Origin of the sequence: Sinorhizobium prairiense, assembly GCF_029201645.2 — a bacterium.
Taxonomy (GTDB): Bacteria; Pseudomonadota; Alphaproteobacteria; order Rhizobiales; family Rhizobiaceae; genus Sinorhizobium; species Sinorhizobium meliloti_A.
Genome location: NZ_CP104131.1, coordinates 2,099,468 through 2,116,475 on the forward strand (window position 1 = coordinate 2,099,468; position 17,008 = coordinate 2,116,475).

Below are 17,008 nucleotides of genomic sequence, written 5' to 3' on the forward strand. Positions count from 1 at the left end.
CGGCGCCTTCCAAGTCGGAGCGGGGTTCGGAAAGTCCGCGCCCCTTCCTGCGGCGTCTCAGCCCTGAGCGATGGGGAGTGCGACGAAGCGGCTGCCTTCCTGAGCCTCGATCTGGAACAGAGCCTTGGTCCGTCCATCCTTCTTGGCGTTGTTTATGACCTTGAGAACGTCGTCCGCCGATTTCACGTCCTGATTGTTGACGGAGACGATCTTCTCGCCTTCCTTCAGGCCGCGATCGCTGGCGGCGGAGTCCGGATCGACGGACGTGATCGTGACGCCACTGTCGTCGTCCGACGGGGTTACCGTCAGGCCGAGGTCTGCCAGCGCCTCCTCGCCTGCCTGACCTTCATCGGGCTGCGCTTCGCTGGGCGCCGGCGTTTCCTTGGAATCGCTCGGCAGCGTGCCGATTTCGAGCTTGACCGTCTCCGACTTGCCGCTACGCCACAGCGTAACCTCGGCGGTGGAGCCGGGGCGCAATGCCGCGACCCGACGGGCAAGATCGCGCGGATCCTTGACCGGTTCGCCATTCAGGGCCGTCACGATGTCACCGTTCTTGATGCCCGCCTTTTCACCCGGCGAGCCTGCCTGGGGTTCGACGACGAGGGCGCCATTCGCTTCGGACAGGCCGAGCGACTCGGCGATGTCCTTCGTCACCGGCTGTATCTGGACACCCAGCCAGCCGCGCGAAACCGTGCCGTCCTTCATCAAGGAGTCGACGACGTCTTTCGCGACCGTTGCGGGAATCGCGAAGGCGATGCCGACATTGCCGCCGGAGGGCGAGAAGATGGCCGTGTTGATGCCGACCACTTCGCCTGCGAGGTTGAAGGTCGGGCCGCCGGAGTTGCCGCGGTTCACCGCTGCATCGACCTGCAGATAGTCGTCATAGGGACCGGAACCGATATCGCGTCCCCGGGCGGAGATGATGCCCGCGGTCACCGTGCCGCCGAGGCCGAAGGGGTTGCCGACGGCGACCACCCAGTCGCCGACGCGGACCTTTTCGTCGTCGGCGAACTTGACATAGGTGAACTTGCGCTTGTCGTCGACCTTGAGCACGGCGAGATCGGTCCGGCTGTCCTTGCCCACGAGCTTGGCATCGAGCTCGGTACCGTCGTTCAATATGACGGTGAAGGCCGAGCCGTCGGAGACGACATGATTATTGGTGACGAGGTAACCGTCCTCGGTGATGAAGAAGCCGGATCCTTGTGCCCGCGGACGGAGACGACCCTCGCCGCGGGGGCCGCGACGGTCGCGCCAGCGATCCGCGCGGTCGTTGTCACCGGGACCGAATTCGCGGAAGAAGCGCCGCAGCGGATGGTCTTCGGGCAGATCCTCGAAGCCGCGGCCGCCGAAATCGAAGGTGAAGTTGCTTCCATCGTCGCTGACGCGCTCACGTGCCTGGACGCGGACGGAGACGACCGCCGGAGAAACGGCGTCGACGACGTTCGCGAAGCTCGGAACAGCCGGAGCGGGCACGCTGACGGCTTCGGCGAAGGACTTGGTAACCTCTGCCGGGAGGCCGGTGGTCAGCAGCACGGCCGCGACACCCGCAACCGTCGTTGTCTTCAGCACTGTCTTCAAGGAGGGCCGGGAATTTTTGATCGTGGACATTCGCTTTGCCTTCTCTCTTTCAGGAAGCCCGCCTGCAGGGGCAGGCGGCTTCGAAACCTTTCTCCGAGCCGGACCAACGGCGTGACTGCCGGAGATCCGCTCGTCCGGCTGTCCCTTGGGGAAACAGCCTGTGTCGAAAGATGTAACGGGTTGGACCTTACTGAGTTCTGTCCGGCAGATGAATTTTTGGTAATGTTCCGCTCGGCCCGGCAAGCTGCCGGAGTCCCTGCCGCCGGGTGGTGCGCCGCAAAGCCGGGAATCCCGCTCGAGATCAGGGCCGCAGGAGCTTGTCCAGCGCTTCCTTTTCCTCGGCGGAAAGGGGGCGCCGGGAATCCTCGCGGCGCGGCGCCGCCCCGCCAGGACGAGGGTGACGATGCCGGCCACGAGAAGAATGGCAGGCATGCCCCACAACACGAGCGTCTTGGCCTCGAAGCGGGGTTTCAAAAGAACGAATTCGCCATAGCGCGAGACGACGTAGGAGATCACAGCCTCGTCCGTATCGCCGTTCTTCAGCCGCTCGCGCACGAGCAGCCGCAGGTCCTTGGCGAGTTCGGCATTGGAGTCGTCGATCGACTGGTTCTGGCAGACCATGCAGCGAAGCTGGGCGGAAATCGCACGGGCACGCGCCTCTAGCCCCGGATCTGCGAGCACCTCGTCAGGATTGACGGCAAGGCTCGGAACGACCGAGGCAAGGAGAAGGAAGAGCGCGAGCAGCAGCCGCCTGATCATTCGGCAGCTCCCATCGCCAGCGCCTTTCTGGCACGCGCCGGTGCGCCCACGCGAAGGCGCCGATCACTGAGCGAGACGATGCCGCCGGCCATCATTACGAGCGCGCCGCCCCAGATGCAGAGAATCAGCGGTTTCCACCAGATGCGGACGACGATGCCGCCATCCGCCATGTCGTCGCCCAGCGAAACATAGAGCTGACTGAGGCCGAAGGTCCGGATTCCGGCTTCCGTCGTCGGCATGCGGCGCGCGGAATAGAGCCGCTTCGACGACCAGATATCGGTAACCGCGACCCCGCCTCGGCTGATGGTGAAGTGGCCGGCATCCTCGGTATAGTTCGGCCCGCGCCCTTCACGCATGCCGTCGAAGCGCAGGCTGTAGCGTCCGACGTCGACCACCGCTCCGGGCTTCATCTCGACGACTGTTTCCGTTTCGAAAGCCGTGACCGTGACTATCCCGATCAGGGTGATTCCGAGCCCGATATGGGCGAGCGCCGTGCCGAAAGCCGAACGCGGCAGTCCCGAAAGCCGTCTCCAGGCGACGCCCGCCGCCACTTTGCCGAGACCGGAGCGCAGAACCAGATCGGTAAGCGCTCCCAGGATCAGGTACACGCCGAGGCCGAGGCCGAAGGGAGCCAGGACCGGGCCGCCGTGCAGCGCGTAATAGCAGATCGCAGCGGCGAGCAGGCCCAGGGCGGCAGCCGCAAACAGACGTTGCGCCGCACCGGCAAGGTCGCCGCGCTTCCAGGCAAGCAGCGGACCGAAGGGAACGACGGCGATGAGCGGCAGCATCAGCAGACCGAACGTCATGTTGAAGAACGGCGCGCCGACCGAAATCTTGTCGCCGGTGAGCGCTTCGAGTACCAGCGGATACAGCGTGCCGGTCAGCACCGTCGCCGTGGCCGTCGTCAGGATCAGGTTGTTCACGACGAGCGCACCCTCGCGCGAAACCGGCGCGAATATTCCCCCGGCCTTGAGATGGGAGGCACGGAAGGCAAAGAGCGAAAACGCACCGCCGATGAAGACGACCAGAATGGCGAGAATGAAGACGCCGCGGGTCGGGTCGGTGGCGAAGGCATGGACGGATGTCAGCACGCCGGAGCGCACCAGGAACGTGCCGAGCAGCGACAGCGAAAAGGTCATGATCGCCAGCAGCACGGTCCAGATCTTCAGCGCCTCTCGCTTCTCCATGACCAGGGCCGAGTGCAGAAGTGCCGTTCCGGCAAGCCAAGGCATGAAAGAGGCGTTTTCGACCGGATCCCAGAACCACCAGCCGCCCCAGCCCAGCTCGTAATAGGCCCAATAGGAGCCCATGGCGATGCCGGCGGTAAGAAAGGTCCAGGCGGCGAGTGTCCACGGCCGCACCCATCGCGCCCAGGCCGCGTCGATCCGCCTCTCGATGAGGGCGGCGACCGCGAAGGAGAAGCATACGGAAAAGCCGACATAGCCGAGATAAAGCAAGGGCGGGTGGATCGCGAGCCCGATATCCTGCAGCACGGGGTTGAGGTCCCTGCCCTCGCCCGGTGCCGGCACGAGCCGCGCGAAGGGATTGGAGGTCAGCAGGACGAAGAGCGCGAAGGCCGTCGCGATCCAGGCCTGCACCGCAAGGACGTTCGCCTTCAACGTCTCTGGCAGGTTGCGGCCGAAGAGCGCCACCATCGCGGAAAAGAAGACGAGAATCAGCAGCCAGAGAAGCATCGAGCCTTCATGGTTTCCCCAGACCCCGGTGATCTTGTAGATCAGCGGCTTGAGGGAATGCGAGTTCTCCCAGACGTTCTTGACCGAGAAATCCGATGTCACATAGGCGAATGTCAGCACCGCGAAGGAGAATGCCACCAGCAGGAAGCAGACGAGCGCAGCGTTTGCTGCCAGGCCCATCAAGGAAGGGTCGCCGCGCCGCACTCCCAGGACCGGCAAGACCCCCTGGATGATCGCGGTCGCGAGCGCCAGGACCAGTGCATAGTGCCCGAGTTCGATGATCATCGGATGTTTTCCTCCCCGCCGAGCGTGACGCCCTGCGCTTTGAGGCGGTCGGCGACATCCTTCGGCATGTATGTCTCATCATGCTTTGCGAGGACGGTGTCCGCAACGAAAACCGGGCTGCCTCCGACGAAGGCTCCCTCGGCCACCACGCCCTGGCCCTCGCGGAAGAGGTCGGGCAGGATGCCCGTATAGGTCACCGGAACGGTCGCAAGCGTATCCGTCACCGTGAATGTGATAGTCCTTCCCTCGCCGCGCTTTACGGAGCCCGCCTCGACAAGCCCGCCGAGGCGGATGCGCGTCCCCGGCGCGACGCCGGCCTTCGCAAGATCGCCCGGAACGTAGAAATAGGCGACCGCCTGGCTGAAGGCGAACATGACGAGCAGCACCGCGGCCGTCAGAAATGCCACGCCGCCGCCGATTATCGCCAACCTTTTCTGCTTGCGTGTCATTCAGCCTCTCCGCCGGCGTCGATCCCCAGTTCCCGCGCCAAGGCCAGCAACTGCTTTCCCTGCTCGCCCGTTTCCGGGAAGGCCCTCAGCCCGTCATGCAACGCAATTTTCGCCCTGTCCCTTTGGTCGAGCACCACATAGGAACGGATCAGGCGCATCCACCCCTCCAGGTTGGCCGGATCCTCCTTCAGGCGGCTGGCCAGGCTGTCGACCATGCCGCGGATCATCGCCTGCCGGTCGCCGGCATTCATTTCCTCTGCGGCGGCAATATCGCCGGGAGCCGGATTTCCGGGCGCGGCAGGGCCTGGACCGGCCGGGGCGGCGGCGAGCTCCGCGATATGCTGGTTCACCAGAGACAGCCAGGGCGCATCGGCCGGTGAGCGCTCTGCGAGCTTGCGGAAGGCTGCGAGCGCATCGGTGTGCTTGCCCTCCTGCTTCAGGCCGAGTGCGAGGTAGAATGCGGAGCGCGGATCGTCGGGGTCGAGCGCCAGCGCCTTTTGCAGCGCGTTCTGCGCCTCGGATGTGACCAGGCCGCCGGCCTGCGCCACAAGAGCCTCGGCGTAGCCGCCCATTCTTGCCGGGGTTGGCCCGAGCAGGTGGATCGCGCGGTCGTAGGCGGCGACGGCGTCGTCCACGCGGCCATGGCGCATGTAGATCGGCGCCAGCAGATCCCAGCCGGCGCCGTCCTGCGGATTGAGGGCCAGGTGGTTTTCGGCCTTCGCGATCAGGATATTGACGTCGTCGCCGGGGTCGGCAAGGCGAGCCGCGAGCGGCTGTGCCGGCACACCGGGGCTGCCGGTCGTCAAATAGAGACAAAGGCCGACGGCCGGAAGACAGAGGAAAATGAAAGCCCGCGCCAGGCGGTTGGATAGAAGCCGCTTCGGCGTGCGCTCCGCCACAGCCTGATCCGCAGCACTGGCGGCCAGCATGCGGCGGGCGATCTCGGCCCTGGCCAGCTCGGCCTCCTCGCTTCCGATCAGACCGGCCTCCCGGTCCCGCGCCAACTCGCCGAGCTGATCGCGATAGACTTCGATGTCGTGACTATGGCGAGACGGCAGCGGCTCTGCCGCCCGCATGAGCGGCAGAAGAAGCACGGCTGCGACAGCCGCCGTCAGAATGGCGACGAGGATCCAGAACAACATGCTTGGGGAATACTATGAGGGCCATGTCATTCCAACTCGAAAACCGGCAATGACGTATATTCGAGGCGTTTCGCCGCAAGAATGCCGCCGCGCAAGGAGAATCCGCTCGCCCGAAGCAGCCCCCCGCGATTCAACGCCTTCCACGGTTCGCGATATTCGAGGGCGGTGCCGCTCAGGTGAGCGGCGTCCAGCTTCCATCGCTGTTGCGGCAGGCGGCGCCGCGTGCCGTGGTCTGTTGGCTCTTGACGGTCACCGTATGGCTGTACTGACGGCAATTCTGCGACCCGACCTGATAGGGTGCGGCAGCGACGACCGAGCCGCTGACGCCCCGCCCTTGCCAGGCGACGGGCTGCCCGCCCGGCGCGGCTTCGAGGGCGCGATACTCGGCCTCGAGCGCCCGCTGCCGATCCGACTTGCCGAGCTCGACGCCGCCAAGACGCGAAACGACGCCACCCTGCAGGGCCTCGATATAGGTGGCTGACGATGCAACGCGGGTGGACGCTGCTCCGAGTTCCGGCAACCGCCCCACCCTGACCGGACGAGGTCGTGCCACAGCCGGCGAGGGCTACACCCGAAGCCACCACCGCGATCCTGCCGCGTGACGCGAAAGCTCGCGTCATTTCTGCGTAATTCCTCATGATACGCGCTACTCATTCCTCTTGTCGGTCGCCAGTCGCGCCTCGGGAATATCCATCGAAACGGCTGGCTCCGGTCGGGTTCTTTTGCACCACCTGCCGGTGGAGGCAACCGCCTGCCGTCAGCGCCGGCATTTTCAGGTCCGGGTGTGACCGCCGGATCACGATCGTCCCGCATCAGTCGTATCCGACCGGCGCTCAGACCGCGGCCGGCAGTACGAGCGTGGCCCGCAACCCTCCCACATCGCGACGGCTGAGCTCCACGCTTCCCTGATATTCACCCACGATCTCGCTTACGATCGAAAGACCGAGCCCGGTTCCGGGCTTGCTCTCGTCGAGCCGCTTGCCGCGTTTCATCGCCACCGCGATCTGATCGGGGTCGAGCCCCGGTCCGTCGTCGTCGATCTGGAGCACGATCCACTGGCGGCCCGGCTCCCTTTCGCGCGCATCTTCGGGGGCCGGCTCAACATTCAGCGAAATCCTATCATGCGCGTAACGGGCGGCGTTTTCCAGCAAGTTGCCGACCGTTTCCTCGACGTCCTGCTGTTCCATCGCCAGCACCAGTCCGGGCGGATTGATGGAGAGGCTGAATTGCTTGTCCGGGTTGAGCCGCCGCATCACCCGCATGATTCTTCCAGTGCCGGCTGGGCTTCGGTCCGCGCCAGAATCGACCCGCGCTGGGCGGCAATCCTGGCGCGGCTGAGATAGGACTGCACCTGTGTCTGCATGGCGTCCGCCTGGGCCCTGACCAGCTCGCCGTGCGGCACCTCCAGCACTCTCGCCTCGTTGAGCAGCACGGCGATCGGCGTCTTGAGCGAGTGGGCCAGATTGCCGACCTGCATGCGCGCGCGTTCGACGATACGCCGATTGCTGTCGATCAGCGCGTTCACCTCGTTGGCAAGGGGTTGGATCTCCCGCGGGAACGCGCCATCCAGCCGTTCGCTCTCCCCCGTGCGGATCTTTTCGAGCGAGCGGCGTACCTGATCGAGCGGCTTCAGGCCGAACAGGATCGTGAGCGCGTTAACGCCAAGGCCGCCGAGACCGAAAATGGACAGGGCGATCGTGAGGTTGCGCGTGAAGCGATCTATGTCGGCCTCGAGGACATCGCGATTGCCGGCGACGCGGAAGCGGGCGGCGTGGCCCTGAATGTCGAGAACGACCTCGGTTTCGGCCACCTCCACCGCGTTTCCGAACGGATCCGTGGTGGTGTAGAACCGCTCGTAGCGGATATCGAAGGGGACCTCGTCGACGCTGACGATCGGCAGTTTCGCCGTGCCGAGCGAAGTCGATATCAGCGGCGGCGTGTCGAATTCGCCGATCGGCTCGACGATCCAATACCAGCCCGTCTGCGGCTGGGAAAGCGCAGGTCGCCAAGCTGCGGGCTACCGGAGAGCGCGGCCTTCTCGTCGACAGAGATGGAGTTGATGACGTTGTAGAGCTGCGCCCGCAGCAGGTCCTGAAAGCCGCGCTCGGAGCCCTGCCGATAAAGGGCGGAGATGACGACCCCGATCACCACGAGGGCAACGACGGCCCAGACGGTCGAAACCGCCAGAACGCGCGCCGTGAGCGATCTAATGGCCATTGCCGGGTGCTTGCATGCGATATCCGAGGCCGCGCACCGTTTCGATCAGATCATTGCCGATCTTCTTGCGGAGCCGGCCGATGAAAACCTCGATCGTGTTGGAATCGCGATCGAAGTCCTGATCATACATGTGTTCGACCAGCTCGGTGCGGGAAACCACCTGTCCCATATGATGCATGAGGTAGGAAAGCAGGCGGAACTCGTGCGATGTGAGCTTCAGCGCCACGCCTGCGACGGTCGCCTTGGAGCCCTTGGTGTCGAGACGGACGGGGCCGCAGACGATCTCGGAGCTTGCGTGCCCGGCGGCCCGCCGGATCAAAGCACGGATGCGGGCCAGCACCTCCTCTACGTGGAAAGGCTTCGCCACGTAATCGTCCGCGCCGGCATCGATGCCTGCGACCTTGTCGCTCCATCGATCGCGGGCCGTCAGGATCAGCACCGGCATGGTCTTGCCGTCTGCGCGCCACTTCTCGAGAACGGTGATGCCGTCCATCTCCGGAAGGCCTATATCGAGAATCACCGCATCATAGGGCTCCGCATCGCCCAGATAGTGGCCCTCTTCGCCGTCATAAGCCTGGTCGACGACATAACCGGCCTCCTTGAGAGCGTCGGCCAGCTGCCTGTTCAGATTGGTATCGTCCTCGACGATCAGAATGCGCATTCTCGTCCACTTCCCTTGCCTTCGGGTACCCCGAAAAAGCTTACATAGGCACTTTCACCGTGACTTTCTTGGGGCGCCCTCCGTTGCCCGGGATGAGCACCGTCACCACGCACTGCCCATCGCCGGTCGGCTGGGCAGAAAGCAGCTCGCCACCCGTCTGGGCAACCACCTGCGCGGCGGCCGCGCTGCAATCGCCAGCCACGCGGACGACAACCGCAGGCATGTTGACGGCAGGCGGAGAAAAGCCTGCGAGGCCTGCGGCGAGCGCGGCTATGGTCAATGCTGAAGACATGAACGCACTTTCGACTTGGGAAGCACTATGCCGGAATCATTAACCGATACAGGCTGAATGGCAAATGAATGTCGGCCTTGTGGCTCCGCGGACTCGCGTCCGGCGGTTGTCTGATCTCTGATACGGGAATCGACCGTAGATTGCAGAAGTTGGGCGAACAAGTCTTTGGGACAGCTCGGCGCGGGCATCAACGAGACTGCTGCCACCTTTCTGTGGATCGGCTGGGAAATTAATCGATTTAAATTTTTTTCAATCGTTTAAATGCTTTAAACCGCTGATTTACAAAGTCTTTATCCTGTGGAATCGTCCGCCCAGTCCAACAGTCTCGCCCAAAGGAGGTCCGGATGAAGACACTCGCGAACAAGCCGCCGGTATCACCGCAATCCAGAATCCCGCAATCGCTGCTCGAGCGGTTCGAGAACGAGTGGCGCGAAATGCGCACGGTCGGCGAGGCTGCACAGAAGACCGTTCCTCCCGCAGAGTGAATTGCTCCGGCGGCCCGGCGCCGCCGGATTTTTGCCAATCGGCAATTCCGTGCTACTCTCCTTCCATGCTGTCCGAAGAAATCGAAAAGCTGGCCCTGAGCCTTCCGGGAACCCAGGAAAATGCCCATTTCGGTGCACGGGATTTCCGTGTGGGCAACCGGATTTTCATGACCCTGCCGGAAGCCGGTCGCGCCGTATTCAAGTTCACGCCGGACCAGCAGCGAATGCTTCTGGAAATGGAACCCGGCGTCTGCGCCGCCGTTCCCGGCGGCTGGGGCGCACGCGGCTGGACATCATTCTATTTCGTCGGTGCCGACGACGAACTCGTTCGCCAGTCCATGGAAACCGCATGGCGCAATGTCGCGCCGAGAAACCTCGTCACCAAAAACGGCCGTCACTGACGGCGACGGTCCGCGAAGTCGCTGCAGCACTCTGAGGCGTGCCCTAATCGGCCGGTTCCCTGCCGACCTCCAGTGGCCAGGTCACGAGATAATCTTCATAATCTTCGATGTCGATGCCGTCCTCGGCGACGGTGCGTCCGCGCACGGATATGCCGGCCGCATGCACGGTCTCCGGATCGCCGGAGACGAGCGGGTGCCACCAGTAGAGATCCCTGCCTTCGGCAACCAGACGGTAGCCGCAGGTCGGCGGCAGCCAGCTGATTTCGCGCACCGCTTTCGGCGTCAACTGAATGCAGTCCGGGACGGTTGCCTGGCGATTGTCATAGTCCTTGCAGCGACAGCTTTCGCCATCCAGCAGGGTGCAGCGGATCGAAGTCCAGGCGATCTCGGAACTGTCCCAATCCTCGAGCTTGTTGAGACAACAGAGCCCGCAACCATCGCAGAGGCTCTCCCACTCCGCGCCGGTCATCTCCTCGAGACCTTTCGTCTTCCAGAAAGGCATTTCGCCCATAAAGTCACACTTTCGTAAAATCCGAGCCAACTTTGAAACTTCGCAGAAAATTGCCGGTTTTTTAAGGCGGGTTGCGCGATATGCAAGTAGATTGGATTGCCGCCCCGTGCAAATATCGTCATGAGGCAGAACCTTCGGGACATGAAAGCCGTGCAGGAACCGAGGAAAGAGGACAACCGGCCGAAAAGGCGACACATCTTTCTTCGGATCGATTCCTGGATCGATTCGACCGTATGGAGTGCAGGGTTCCGGCTCGGTGAGTGGTGGGAGGACACCACCATCTTCTTCCGCCGTTTTCGCGTGCGCGGCTGGAAAAGAGCGTTCTTCGAAGTGCTCGGCGAGGGAATGACCCTCGGCGCGGCGGGCTCGGTGCTGATGCTGGCGCTCGCCCTTCCCGCTTTCGAGGAAACCAAGGGCAACTGGCGGGCGCAAAGCGATTTCGCAGTCACCTTTCTTGACCGCTACGGCAACGAGATCGGCCACCGGGGCATCATCCACGAGGATTCCGTCCCGATCGACGAGCTGCCCGATCACCTCATAAAAGCGGTCCTCGCCACGGAAGACAGGCGCTTCTTCGACCATTGGGGCATAGATTTTCTCGGGCTCGCACGCGCCATGACCGAAAACGCTCGCGCCGGCGGGGTCGTTCAAGGCGGCTCGACACTGACGCAGCAACTGGCCAAGAACCTTTTCCTCTCGAACGAGAGGACGATCGAGCGCAAGATCAAGGAAGCCTTTCTTGCCGTCTGGCTCGAATCCAACCTGTCGAAAAAGGAAATCCTCCGCCTCTATCTCGACCGCGCCTATATGGGCGGCGGCACCTTCGGCGCGGCAGCGGCGGCGCAGTTCTATTTCGGCAAGGCGATTACCGACGTCAATCTTGCCGAGTTGGCGATGCTCGCCGGTCTCTTCAAGGCGCCGGCGCGCTATGCCCCCCATGTGAACCTGCCGGCGGCGCGTGCCCGCGCCAACGAGGTCCTGAGCAATCTCGTACAGGGTGGGCTGATGACGGAAGGACAGGTGATCGCCGCCCGCCTGACCCCAGCCTCGGTGGTCGATCGTGCTCAGGTCAAGGCACCGGATTTCTTCCTCGACTGGGCCTTCGAAGAGGTCCAGCGCATTGCCGCTCCCTTCGCGCAGCATTCGCTGATCGTGCGCACGACGATCGACATGGGGCTGCAGCAAGCAGCCGAGGAAGCGGTCGAATCGGGCCTCAGGCAATATGGCGAGAGCTACAAGGTCAAGCAGGGCGCTCTCGTCATGGTCGAGCATGGCGGCGCGGTGCGGGCGATGGTCGGCGGCCGCGACTACGGCGAAAGCCAGTTCAACCGCGCCACGCGCGCGCTGCGCCAGCCGGGGTCGTCCTTCAAGGTCTATACCTACGCTGCCGCGATGGAAAAGGGCATGACACCGGAAACCATCGTGGTGGACGCGCCAATCACCTGGCGCGGCTGGTCGCCGCAGAACTACGGCCGCAAATATGCCGGCCGGGTAACGATGATGAACGCGCTCGCCAGATCGATCAACACTATTCCGGTCCGCCTCGCCAAGGACAAGCTCGGTACCGAAATCATTGCCGAGACCGCCAGGAGAATGGGCGTCGAGACCCCGGTTCGGACCGACAAGACCATGCCGCTCGGCACCTCCGAAGTGACCGTGCTCGATCAGGCGACGGCCTATGCGGTCTTTCCGGCGGGCGGGTTCCAGTCGCAACGCCACGGCATCAGCCAGATTCTCAACTATGACGGCGACATTCTCTACGACTTCGGGCGCGACGCGCCGCCGCCACGCAGGGTTCTGAGCGAACAGGCGGTCTCGTCGATGAACCGCATCCTGACGCAGATTCCGGTCATCGGGACGGCGCGGCGCGCAGCCCTCGACAACGGGATCGTCACCGGCGGCAAGACCGGAACGACACAGGCTTATCGCGACGCATGGTTCGTCGGCTTCACCGGCGACTACACCACGGCCGTCTGGTTCGGCAATGACGACTATACCTCCACCGATGAAATGACCGGCGGATCTCTCCCGGCGATGACCTTCAAGCGGCTGATGGACTATGCCGAACAGGGGATCGAGCACCGCGCGATTCCGGGCATCGAAATCGCACCCGCCAAACCGGCGAAGGAGCGGGTCGCCGAAACTGCGAAGCCGGACGAGAACGCCCTGCCGCCGCTCGTGCGGCCGCGGTCATTATCCGCGGACGTAACCCGGCTCTTGAAAAAGATCGGCGACACATTCGAGAAAGCGCAACCGCTCAAGGCGCGCGAAAGACCCGGCGGCAAGGTGGCCGTGCTCGAGCCGACGGATCGCGGCGTGAACATGCGGACCATGCCCGGCACGACAAACAATTGACTTTGCAGTCAGAAATCCGTTCTCTGGCGAACAGGCCGAGCGGCGCCCCTACGAGCGCCGACAGGGTAAACGACGCAACATTCGATAGAGCCGCCACTTGTTTCGAGTTCCCCTCCTTGTCGCTCTTGCCCTCATCGTCGCGTTCGGCGGCGGAATCGGGACGGCCGTATGGGCGCTGAAGGCGACCGTCGGTTTCGGCTCGATCGCGATCGGTCCCTGGATCGCTTTTCCCGAAGCGCAGACCGTCTCCGCCGATCCCTATGCCAAGGCGCACCGCGCCCGGGCCGGCGAATTGCTCTATGGCGGCGCCGAGGGACTGGCCTTTACCGCTCTCACGGACGATACCGGTGCGCGCCTCTCGGCCGCCTGCTCCTATGAGATTTCGGGTATGACACCGCCGGCGCGGTTCTGGACCCTTTATGCGGCGGCGGCGGACGGGACCGCGCTGTTGCCGGGGCCGGACCTGCCCTCCGCAATCAATTCCTGGACCGTCCTGCGCGCCGAGGACAGCCGCTTCGTCATCCACGTTTCCCCGGTTGCCCAGCCCGACAACTGGCTGGCGATACCCCGGACGGGCAGCTTCGCGCTCGTGCTGACCCTTCTGGACACGCCGACGGCAGGGTCCTCCGGCTTGATCGACCTCGCAATGCCGAAGATCGCAAAAACCGGGTGCGGGCATGCGTAGCATCATCTTCGCCATTCTCGTCGGTCTCGTCGGAGCGGCGCTTCTTCATATCGTGATCGTGCTCGCCCTGCCCCAGTTCACCGGCCGCGATGCCTATACGCGCGTGCTCGGCCTGCTCGAAATGGACAGCTTCTTTCCGCTGACCGCCGAACCGGGGCCGACAGGCCTGAACAACGCCGACCCCTTCCTGCGTACGGCCGTCTGCAGCTTCTCGGTGGCGGACGCTCCGGCTCGCTTCGTCGGGCGCGGCGACGTGCCCTTCTGGTCGCTTGCGATCTTCGACAGCGGGTCGAACGAGGTCTTCAGCATGAACGACCAGACAGCCGTCCATGGCGATCTCGACCTCGTGGTCGCCACACCGATCCAGCTCGTCGAGCTGCGCAAGTCGCCGCCCGAAGCGCTGGCGCAATCGATCATGATCGAGATGAAGGACGAGGAAGGTTACGCAGTTCTTCGAGCCCTGGCACCTCTCGACAGCTTCGAGGACCTGGTCCGCACATTCCTTGCAGAGTCGAGGTGCGAGCCCTTCCAGCGGTAGAGGCGAAGGTAACGGCGATTTGGGGGAAACTGAAATCGAAGTGGTCGAAGTCGGACGGCGAACGGGCGCACCGCCCGGGCGGGCGCTGCCGGCGCTTTGCCCGCGGGTTTACTGCTTCTTGGCCTGGCGGCCAGCCGGGGCAGTTGGCTGCGGTCCGCGGCCGTCCAGCCTTTCGTAACGGATTCCTGTGAAGAACAACACCTTGGCGCCGCCCTTCCCGACAGGACGCCGTCGAGGGCGCTTGACGATCCGGTCCTGCATTCTGATTACGTCTGCCATGCTCGTCTCCATAGTCTCACGAGACGGATGAACTACCGTACAGATTTCACCCTGCCCGTTTTCGGGCTGACGCATTTTCCGGTGCCCGGACAGACGCGCCCTTCTCAGTCACTCCTTCTTCCGGTCACCCGGATGTCGTCCGTTTCGGCATAAGAGGCGAGGCGATAATAGCCGCCTTGTGCCGATTGAGACACAGCCTGGTTAACCGTTTGTTAATCCAGACCATGACGCATTAACCTCGCGCAATCCTCAATCCTGGGGGATTTGCAAATCCGGCAATCCGTCCGTCAGCGCCTTGCAATCAAACCGAAAAGGAAAGCTACACCCGCGACCGTCAGCAATGTCGAAATCGGTTCTTCCCGAACGCGCTCCCGAACGCGCTGCGTCATCAGTTCCGCTTCCCCCTGCACGACCGCCTTGGCTCCGGTGCCTATAGCCGAGACGGTCTCCGTCAGCCGGGCGATCTCTGCCTTCAGTTCCTGGACCTGCGATTCCAATTCGGCCTGTGCGCCGGACGCCCGCGTTTGGGCACCCGTCTCTGCACCGACTGCCGCCAGATTCTTCTCCGCCATCTCTCCGCTCCTTGCCATTCCGGTATCACCCTTTGCGCGTTTTCAACGCGTCGAGGCCGGATTGGTTCCCTTCAGGACGACGCAAGAACCAGCGGCTCAAGGAAGGGCGGCGACGATCGCCGCCCACCCTGGAGTGAAGCGGCCGAATCGCCGCGCCTACTCTTCGCAGCGGAAATCGCCGCCGTCGCATTCCGCGATCGTCCTCTGCCCGTGGTAACGGCGCTCGCGGCGCGACTGTTCCCGTTCAGCGCCCTCGATCCCCCGCCGCCAGCGGTCATCGTCACGGCCGCGCTCCGATTCCCATTCGCGCCGCTCCCTTTCCCGGTCACGCTCCCAGTCTCGGCGTTCCCGCACCTGGCGGCGATGCCATTCCGGCCGGTCGTGTTCACGCTCGCGATCCCAATCGCGGTCATGCCTCCAGCGGTCGCGATGGCGATAGAAATCCCGGCCGCGGTAGTTCCGATCCCAATAGCTGTCGAACTCGAAGACGACCGTCGGAATGCCGAGCGGACGGTAGTATTCCGGCTCCACATAGACCCGGCTGCTGCGATAGGCGGCCTGCACGTATCGGCCTGCGACCCATCCCCGCCCGCCATAGAAGGAAACGTCGCACCAGGGGCTTTCCGACAGGCAGCCGTGAATTTCCACCGATTCGCCGACCGGAATGACCGTTACAGCCGGATAATATGTACTCGGTCCCGAGCGCATATTGACATTGGCAGTGGCAAAACCTTCGGCCGCCGATGCGGCCGCGGGCATGAGCAGCAGCGCAAAGGCAGCCGCTGCCCGCAAGAATATTTTCTTCACAAATCAACTCCCACATGAGAGGCCGCAGCCCAACTCGCTTCCGGCGTTTGCCGTCAATCGGATCAAATAGGAGCGCTTGTGGACTTTTTATGGCTGAGGAAAGCAGCCTCCGCTGCCGGGGCGGCTCGTCACCAGAATGACGCAAGCCTGAATAAAGCCCCAACGTCCATAGTTAATGCTGCGCTAACGATTTCGATCTAGTTTTAGACACGTGTGTCGTTCCGAGCCATCGGAATGCCGTCATGCTTTGCGTTTTAGGATATGTCGTGACAAACCGGTTTCGTGAGTTGGAACGGCCGCAGACGGGGCGGTTGAAGGACGTCGTGCTGATGGCGACCGTCACCGGCTTCGAGAGCCTTCGGATTCCAAGCAGGTCCGACATGAAGCAGTTTGCCGAGCTGTTCGAGCCGCTCTTCCTCGGCTCCAGCAACGAGGCCCGCCGACAGGCGGCGGCGGCACTATCCCAATGCCCGCACGTGCCGGAGCCGGTGGCCCTGTTGATCGGCAGCATGCCCATTTCGATCGCCGCCGCCTTCCTTGCCCGTGCGACAGCGATTTCCGACGGCGTGCTCATTTCCATCATTCGCCAGCAAGGGCAGGGCCATGCTAACGCCATTGCCCGTCGGGAGAGCCTTTCGCCTTCGGTGATCGACGCGCTCGTCGAGCATCATCAGTCCGCTCCCCTCCCCGCACGTCTTCACGACGGCGCCAGTCGCCGGGCGGCGAGCGATCCGCAGCCGGCTGCCGCAGCCGCCGAACGCGAAGAAAAGCTGCGCGCGGAAATCAAGGCGCTGGCGCGCGTCGGATCACAGGAGAAGAACGGCACCTCGTCGATCCAACCCGTCAGCGAGCTGCATTGCGCGCTGCTCGTCCGTTTTGCGCGCAATGGCGAAGCGACCCTCTTCTCCACGGCCCTGGCAGACGCGCTCGGAGCAAGCCGCGCACTCACCGACCGGATATTGCTCGATGTTTCCGGCCAGCAACTCGCCGCGACGCTTGCAGCTCTCGCCTTCCCGGCGGACGAGGAAAGCCGCGTGCTCGAGGCGCTCTATCCCCATCTTTCCGAAAGAATCGGCGGCGGCAACCGCGCCGAAGCGCTGATCGGAAGTCTCGACCGGCAGGCGAGCGGCGAACGGGTGGCGTCCTGGGTTCGCGCCGATGCAAACGGGGCGAAGCCAGGACGGCATGAGAGCCTGCTTGCGGATAATCGAGCCGCGGACCCGCGCCGGCACGACGCGCAACCGATTGCGCGTCAAAGCAAGGCCGTCCAACCAAAGCGAGGCTTCGGCCAGTTCTAG

16 protein-coding genes and 3 pseudogenes are annotated in these 17,008 nt (G+C 63.7%); 6 read left to right on the forward strand and 13 right to left on the reverse strand.

Translation table 11 applies throughout. From position 1 onward, the window contains the following. Positions 1–57: 57 nt before the first annotated feature. The 9 genes and pseudogenes from N0Q91_RS12785 to feuN all read right to left on the reverse strand — a co-directional run bounded on the left by N0Q91_RS12785 (position 58) and on the right by feuN (position 9,077). On the reverse strand, positions 58–1,608 hold the full coding sequence (locus N0Q91_RS12785) for a Do family serine endopeptidase (RefSeq protein ID WP_275598127.1): 1,551 nt from the start codon (positions 1,606–1,608) through the stop codon (positions 58–60). 345 nt (positions 1,609–1,953) lie between these two features. Next, a pseudogene (locus N0Q91_RS12790) lies at positions 1,954–2,337 on the reverse strand (cytochrome c-type biogenesis protein); the annotation flags it as partial. Further along, complete coding sequence (locus N0Q91_RS12795) at positions 2,334–4,316, reverse strand: heme lyase CcmF/NrfE family subunit (protein WP_275596571.1); 1,983 nt, start codon at positions 4,314–4,316, stop codon at positions 2,334–2,336. The gene N0Q91_RS12795 and the pseudogene N0Q91_RS12790, both read right to left, overlap by 4 nt. Further along, a complete protein-coding gene (gene ccmE / locus N0Q91_RS12800) occupies positions 4,313–4,765 on the reverse strand; it encodes a cytochrome c maturation protein CcmE (RefSeq protein ID WP_029958929.1) in 453 nt (150 codons plus the stop codon). The genes N0Q91_RS12795 and ccmE overlap by 4 nt, the downstream gene beginning before the upstream one ends. Continuing rightward, positions 4,762–5,907, reverse strand: coding sequence for a c-type cytochrome biogenesis protein CcmI (gene ccmI, locus N0Q91_RS12805; protein WP_275596572.1), 1,146 nt, complete (start codon positions 5,905–5,907; stop codon positions 4,762–4,764). The genes ccmE and ccmI overlap by 4 nt, the downstream gene beginning before the upstream one ends. Before the next feature lie 172 nt (positions 5,908–6,079). Continuing rightward, positions 6,080–6,527 (reverse strand): annotated as a pseudogene (locus tag N0Q91_RS12810) (RT0821/Lpp0805 family surface protein). 213 nt (positions 6,528–6,740) lie between these two features. Continuing rightward, positions 6,741–8,124, reverse strand: a pseudogene (gene feuQ, locus N0Q91_RS12815) (two-component system sensor histidine kinase FeuQ). Further along, a complete protein-coding gene (gene feuP / locus N0Q91_RS12820) occupies positions 8,114–8,785 on the reverse strand; it encodes a two-component system response regulator FeuP (protein ID WP_003527364.1) in 672 nt (223 codons plus the stop codon). The pseudogene feuQ and the gene feuP overlap by 11 nt, the downstream one beginning before the upstream one ends. A 40-nt stretch (positions 8,786–8,825) precedes the next feature. Beyond that, positions 8,826–9,077 carry a two-component system FeuPQ modulator FeuN gene (feuN, locus tag N0Q91_RS12825; protein ID WP_003527365.1) on the reverse strand — a complete coding sequence of 84 codons (252 nt, stop codon included), beginning with the start codon at positions 9,075–9,077 and terminating at the stop codon, positions 8,826–8,828. Between the two features lie 344 nt (positions 9,078–9,421). Between feuN and N0Q91_RS12830 the strand changes: the two genes are divergently transcribed. Then, positions 9,422–9,562, forward strand: a complete 141-nt coding sequence (locus N0Q91_RS12830; protein ID WP_003527368.1) for a hypothetical protein — start codon at positions 9,422–9,424, stop codon at positions 9,560–9,562. A gap of 65 nt (positions 9,563–9,627) precedes the next feature. After that, positions 9,628–9,963, forward strand: coding sequence for an MmcQ/YjbR family DNA-binding protein (locus tag N0Q91_RS12835; protein WP_100672018.1), 336 nt, complete (start codon positions 9,628–9,630; stop codon positions 9,961–9,963). A gap of 43 nt (positions 9,964–10,006) precedes the next feature. Here the strand turns inward: N0Q91_RS12835 and N0Q91_RS12840 are convergent, their stop codons facing one another. Next, positions 10,007–10,474 (reverse strand): YcgN family cysteine cluster protein, encoded by a 468-nt coding sequence (locus tag N0Q91_RS12840; protein ID WP_003527370.1) that lies wholly within the window; start codon positions 10,472–10,474, stop codon positions 10,007–10,009. A gap of 120 nt (positions 10,475–10,594) precedes the next feature. On the opposite strand from N0Q91_RS12840, the gene N0Q91_RS12845 reads away from it, so the two are divergent. The 3 genes from N0Q91_RS12845 (at position 10,595) to N0Q91_RS12855 (ending at position 14,052) form a co-directional block, all read left to right on the forward strand. Continuing rightward, positions 10,595–12,829 carry a transglycosylase domain-containing protein gene (locus N0Q91_RS12845; RefSeq protein ID WP_275596573.1) on the forward strand — a complete coding sequence of 745 codons (2,235 nt, stop codon included), beginning with the start codon at positions 10,595–10,597 and terminating at the stop codon, positions 12,827–12,829. A gap of 97 nt (positions 12,830–12,926) precedes the next feature. Beyond that, complete coding sequence (locus N0Q91_RS12850) at positions 12,927–13,514, forward strand: DUF1214 domain-containing protein (protein ID WP_275596574.1); 588 nt, start codon at positions 12,927–12,929, stop codon at positions 13,512–13,514. Further along, positions 13,507–14,052 (forward strand): DUF1254 domain-containing protein, encoded by a 546-nt coding sequence (locus N0Q91_RS12855; protein WP_018094549.1) that lies wholly within the window; start codon positions 13,507–13,509, stop codon positions 14,050–14,052. Before N0Q91_RS12850 ends, N0Q91_RS12855 begins: the two co-directional genes overlap by 8 nt. 108 nt (positions 14,053–14,160) lie before the next feature. On the opposite strand, the gene N0Q91_RS12860 is transcribed toward N0Q91_RS12855, so the two are convergent. The 3 genes from N0Q91_RS12860 to N0Q91_RS12870 form a co-directional block, all read right to left on the reverse strand. Beyond that, positions 14,161–14,331, reverse strand: a complete 171-nt coding sequence (locus N0Q91_RS12860; protein ID WP_013844138.1) for a hypothetical protein — start codon at positions 14,329–14,331, stop codon at positions 14,161–14,163. 287 nt (positions 14,332–14,618) lie between these two features. Next, positions 14,619–14,903 (reverse strand): hypothetical protein, encoded by a 285-nt coding sequence (locus N0Q91_RS12865; protein ID WP_018094548.1) that lies wholly within the window; start codon positions 14,901–14,903, stop codon positions 14,619–14,621. 156 nt (positions 14,904–15,059) lie between these two features. Then, positions 15,060–15,710, reverse strand: a complete 651-nt coding sequence (locus tag N0Q91_RS12870; protein WP_275596575.1) for an SH3 domain-containing protein — start codon at positions 15,708–15,710, stop codon at positions 15,060–15,062. A gap of 242 nt (positions 15,711–15,952) precedes the next feature. On the opposite strand from N0Q91_RS12870, the gene N0Q91_RS12875 reads away from it, so the two are divergent. Further along, a complete protein-coding gene (locus tag N0Q91_RS12875) occupies positions 15,953–17,008 on the forward strand; it encodes a DUF2336 domain-containing protein (protein ID WP_275596576.1) in 1,056 nt (351 codons plus the stop codon).

Bases quoted from the DNA above. Each gene is read 5' to 3' on its own strand.
- N0Q91_RS12845 (WP_275596573.1), top strand. From the start codon at position 10,595: ATGAGGCAGAACCTTCGGGACATGAAAGCCGTGCAGGAACCGAGGAAA.
- feuP (WP_003527364.1), bottom strand. From the start codon at position 8,785: ATGCGCATTCTGATCGTCGAGGACGATACCAATCTGAACAGGCAGCTG.
- N0Q91_RS12835 (WP_100672018.1), top strand. From the start codon at position 9,628: ATGCTGTCCGAAGAAATCGAAAAGCTGGCCCTGAGCCTTCCGGGAACC.
- N0Q91_RS12840 (WP_003527370.1), bottom strand. From the start codon at position 10,474: ATGGGCGAAATGCCTTTCTGGAAGACGAAAGGTCTCGAGGAGATGACC.
- ccmE (WP_029958929.1), bottom strand. From the start codon at position 4,765: ATGACACGCAAGCAGAAAAGGTTGGCGATAATCGGCGGCGGCGTGGCA.
- N0Q91_RS12860 (WP_013844138.1), bottom strand. From the start codon at position 14,331: ATGGCAGACGTAATCAGAATGCAGGACCGGATCGTCAAGCGCCCTCGA.
- N0Q91_RS12830 (WP_003527368.1), top strand. From the start codon at position 9,422: ATGAAGACACTCGCGAACAAGCCGCCGGTATCACCGCAATCCAGAATC.
- N0Q91_RS12785 (WP_275598127.1), bottom strand. From the start codon at position 1,608: ATGTCCACGATCAAAAATTCCCGGCCCTCCTTGAAGACAGTGCTGAAG.
- feuN (WP_003527365.1), bottom strand. From the start codon at position 9,077: ATGTCTTCAGCATTGACCATAGCCGCGCTCGCCGCAGGCCTCGCAGGC.
- N0Q91_RS12855 (WP_018094549.1), top strand. From the start codon at position 13,507: ATGCGTAGCATCATCTTCGCCATTCTCGTCGGTCTCGTCGGAGCGGCG.
- ccmI (WP_275596572.1), bottom strand. From the start codon at position 5,907: ATGTTGTTCTGGATCCTCGTCGCCATTCTGACGGCGGCTGTCGCAGCC.
- N0Q91_RS12865 (WP_018094548.1), bottom strand. From the start codon at position 14,903: ATGGCGGAGAAGAATCTGGCGGCAGTCGGTGCAGAGACGGGTGCCCAA.
- N0Q91_RS12795 (WP_275596571.1), bottom strand. From the start codon at position 4,316: ATGATCATCGAACTCGGGCACTATGCACTGGTCCTGGCGCTCGCGACC.
- N0Q91_RS12875 (WP_275596576.1), top strand. From the start codon at position 15,953: ATGCTTTGCGTTTTAGGATATGTCGTGACAAACCGGTTTCGTGAGTTG.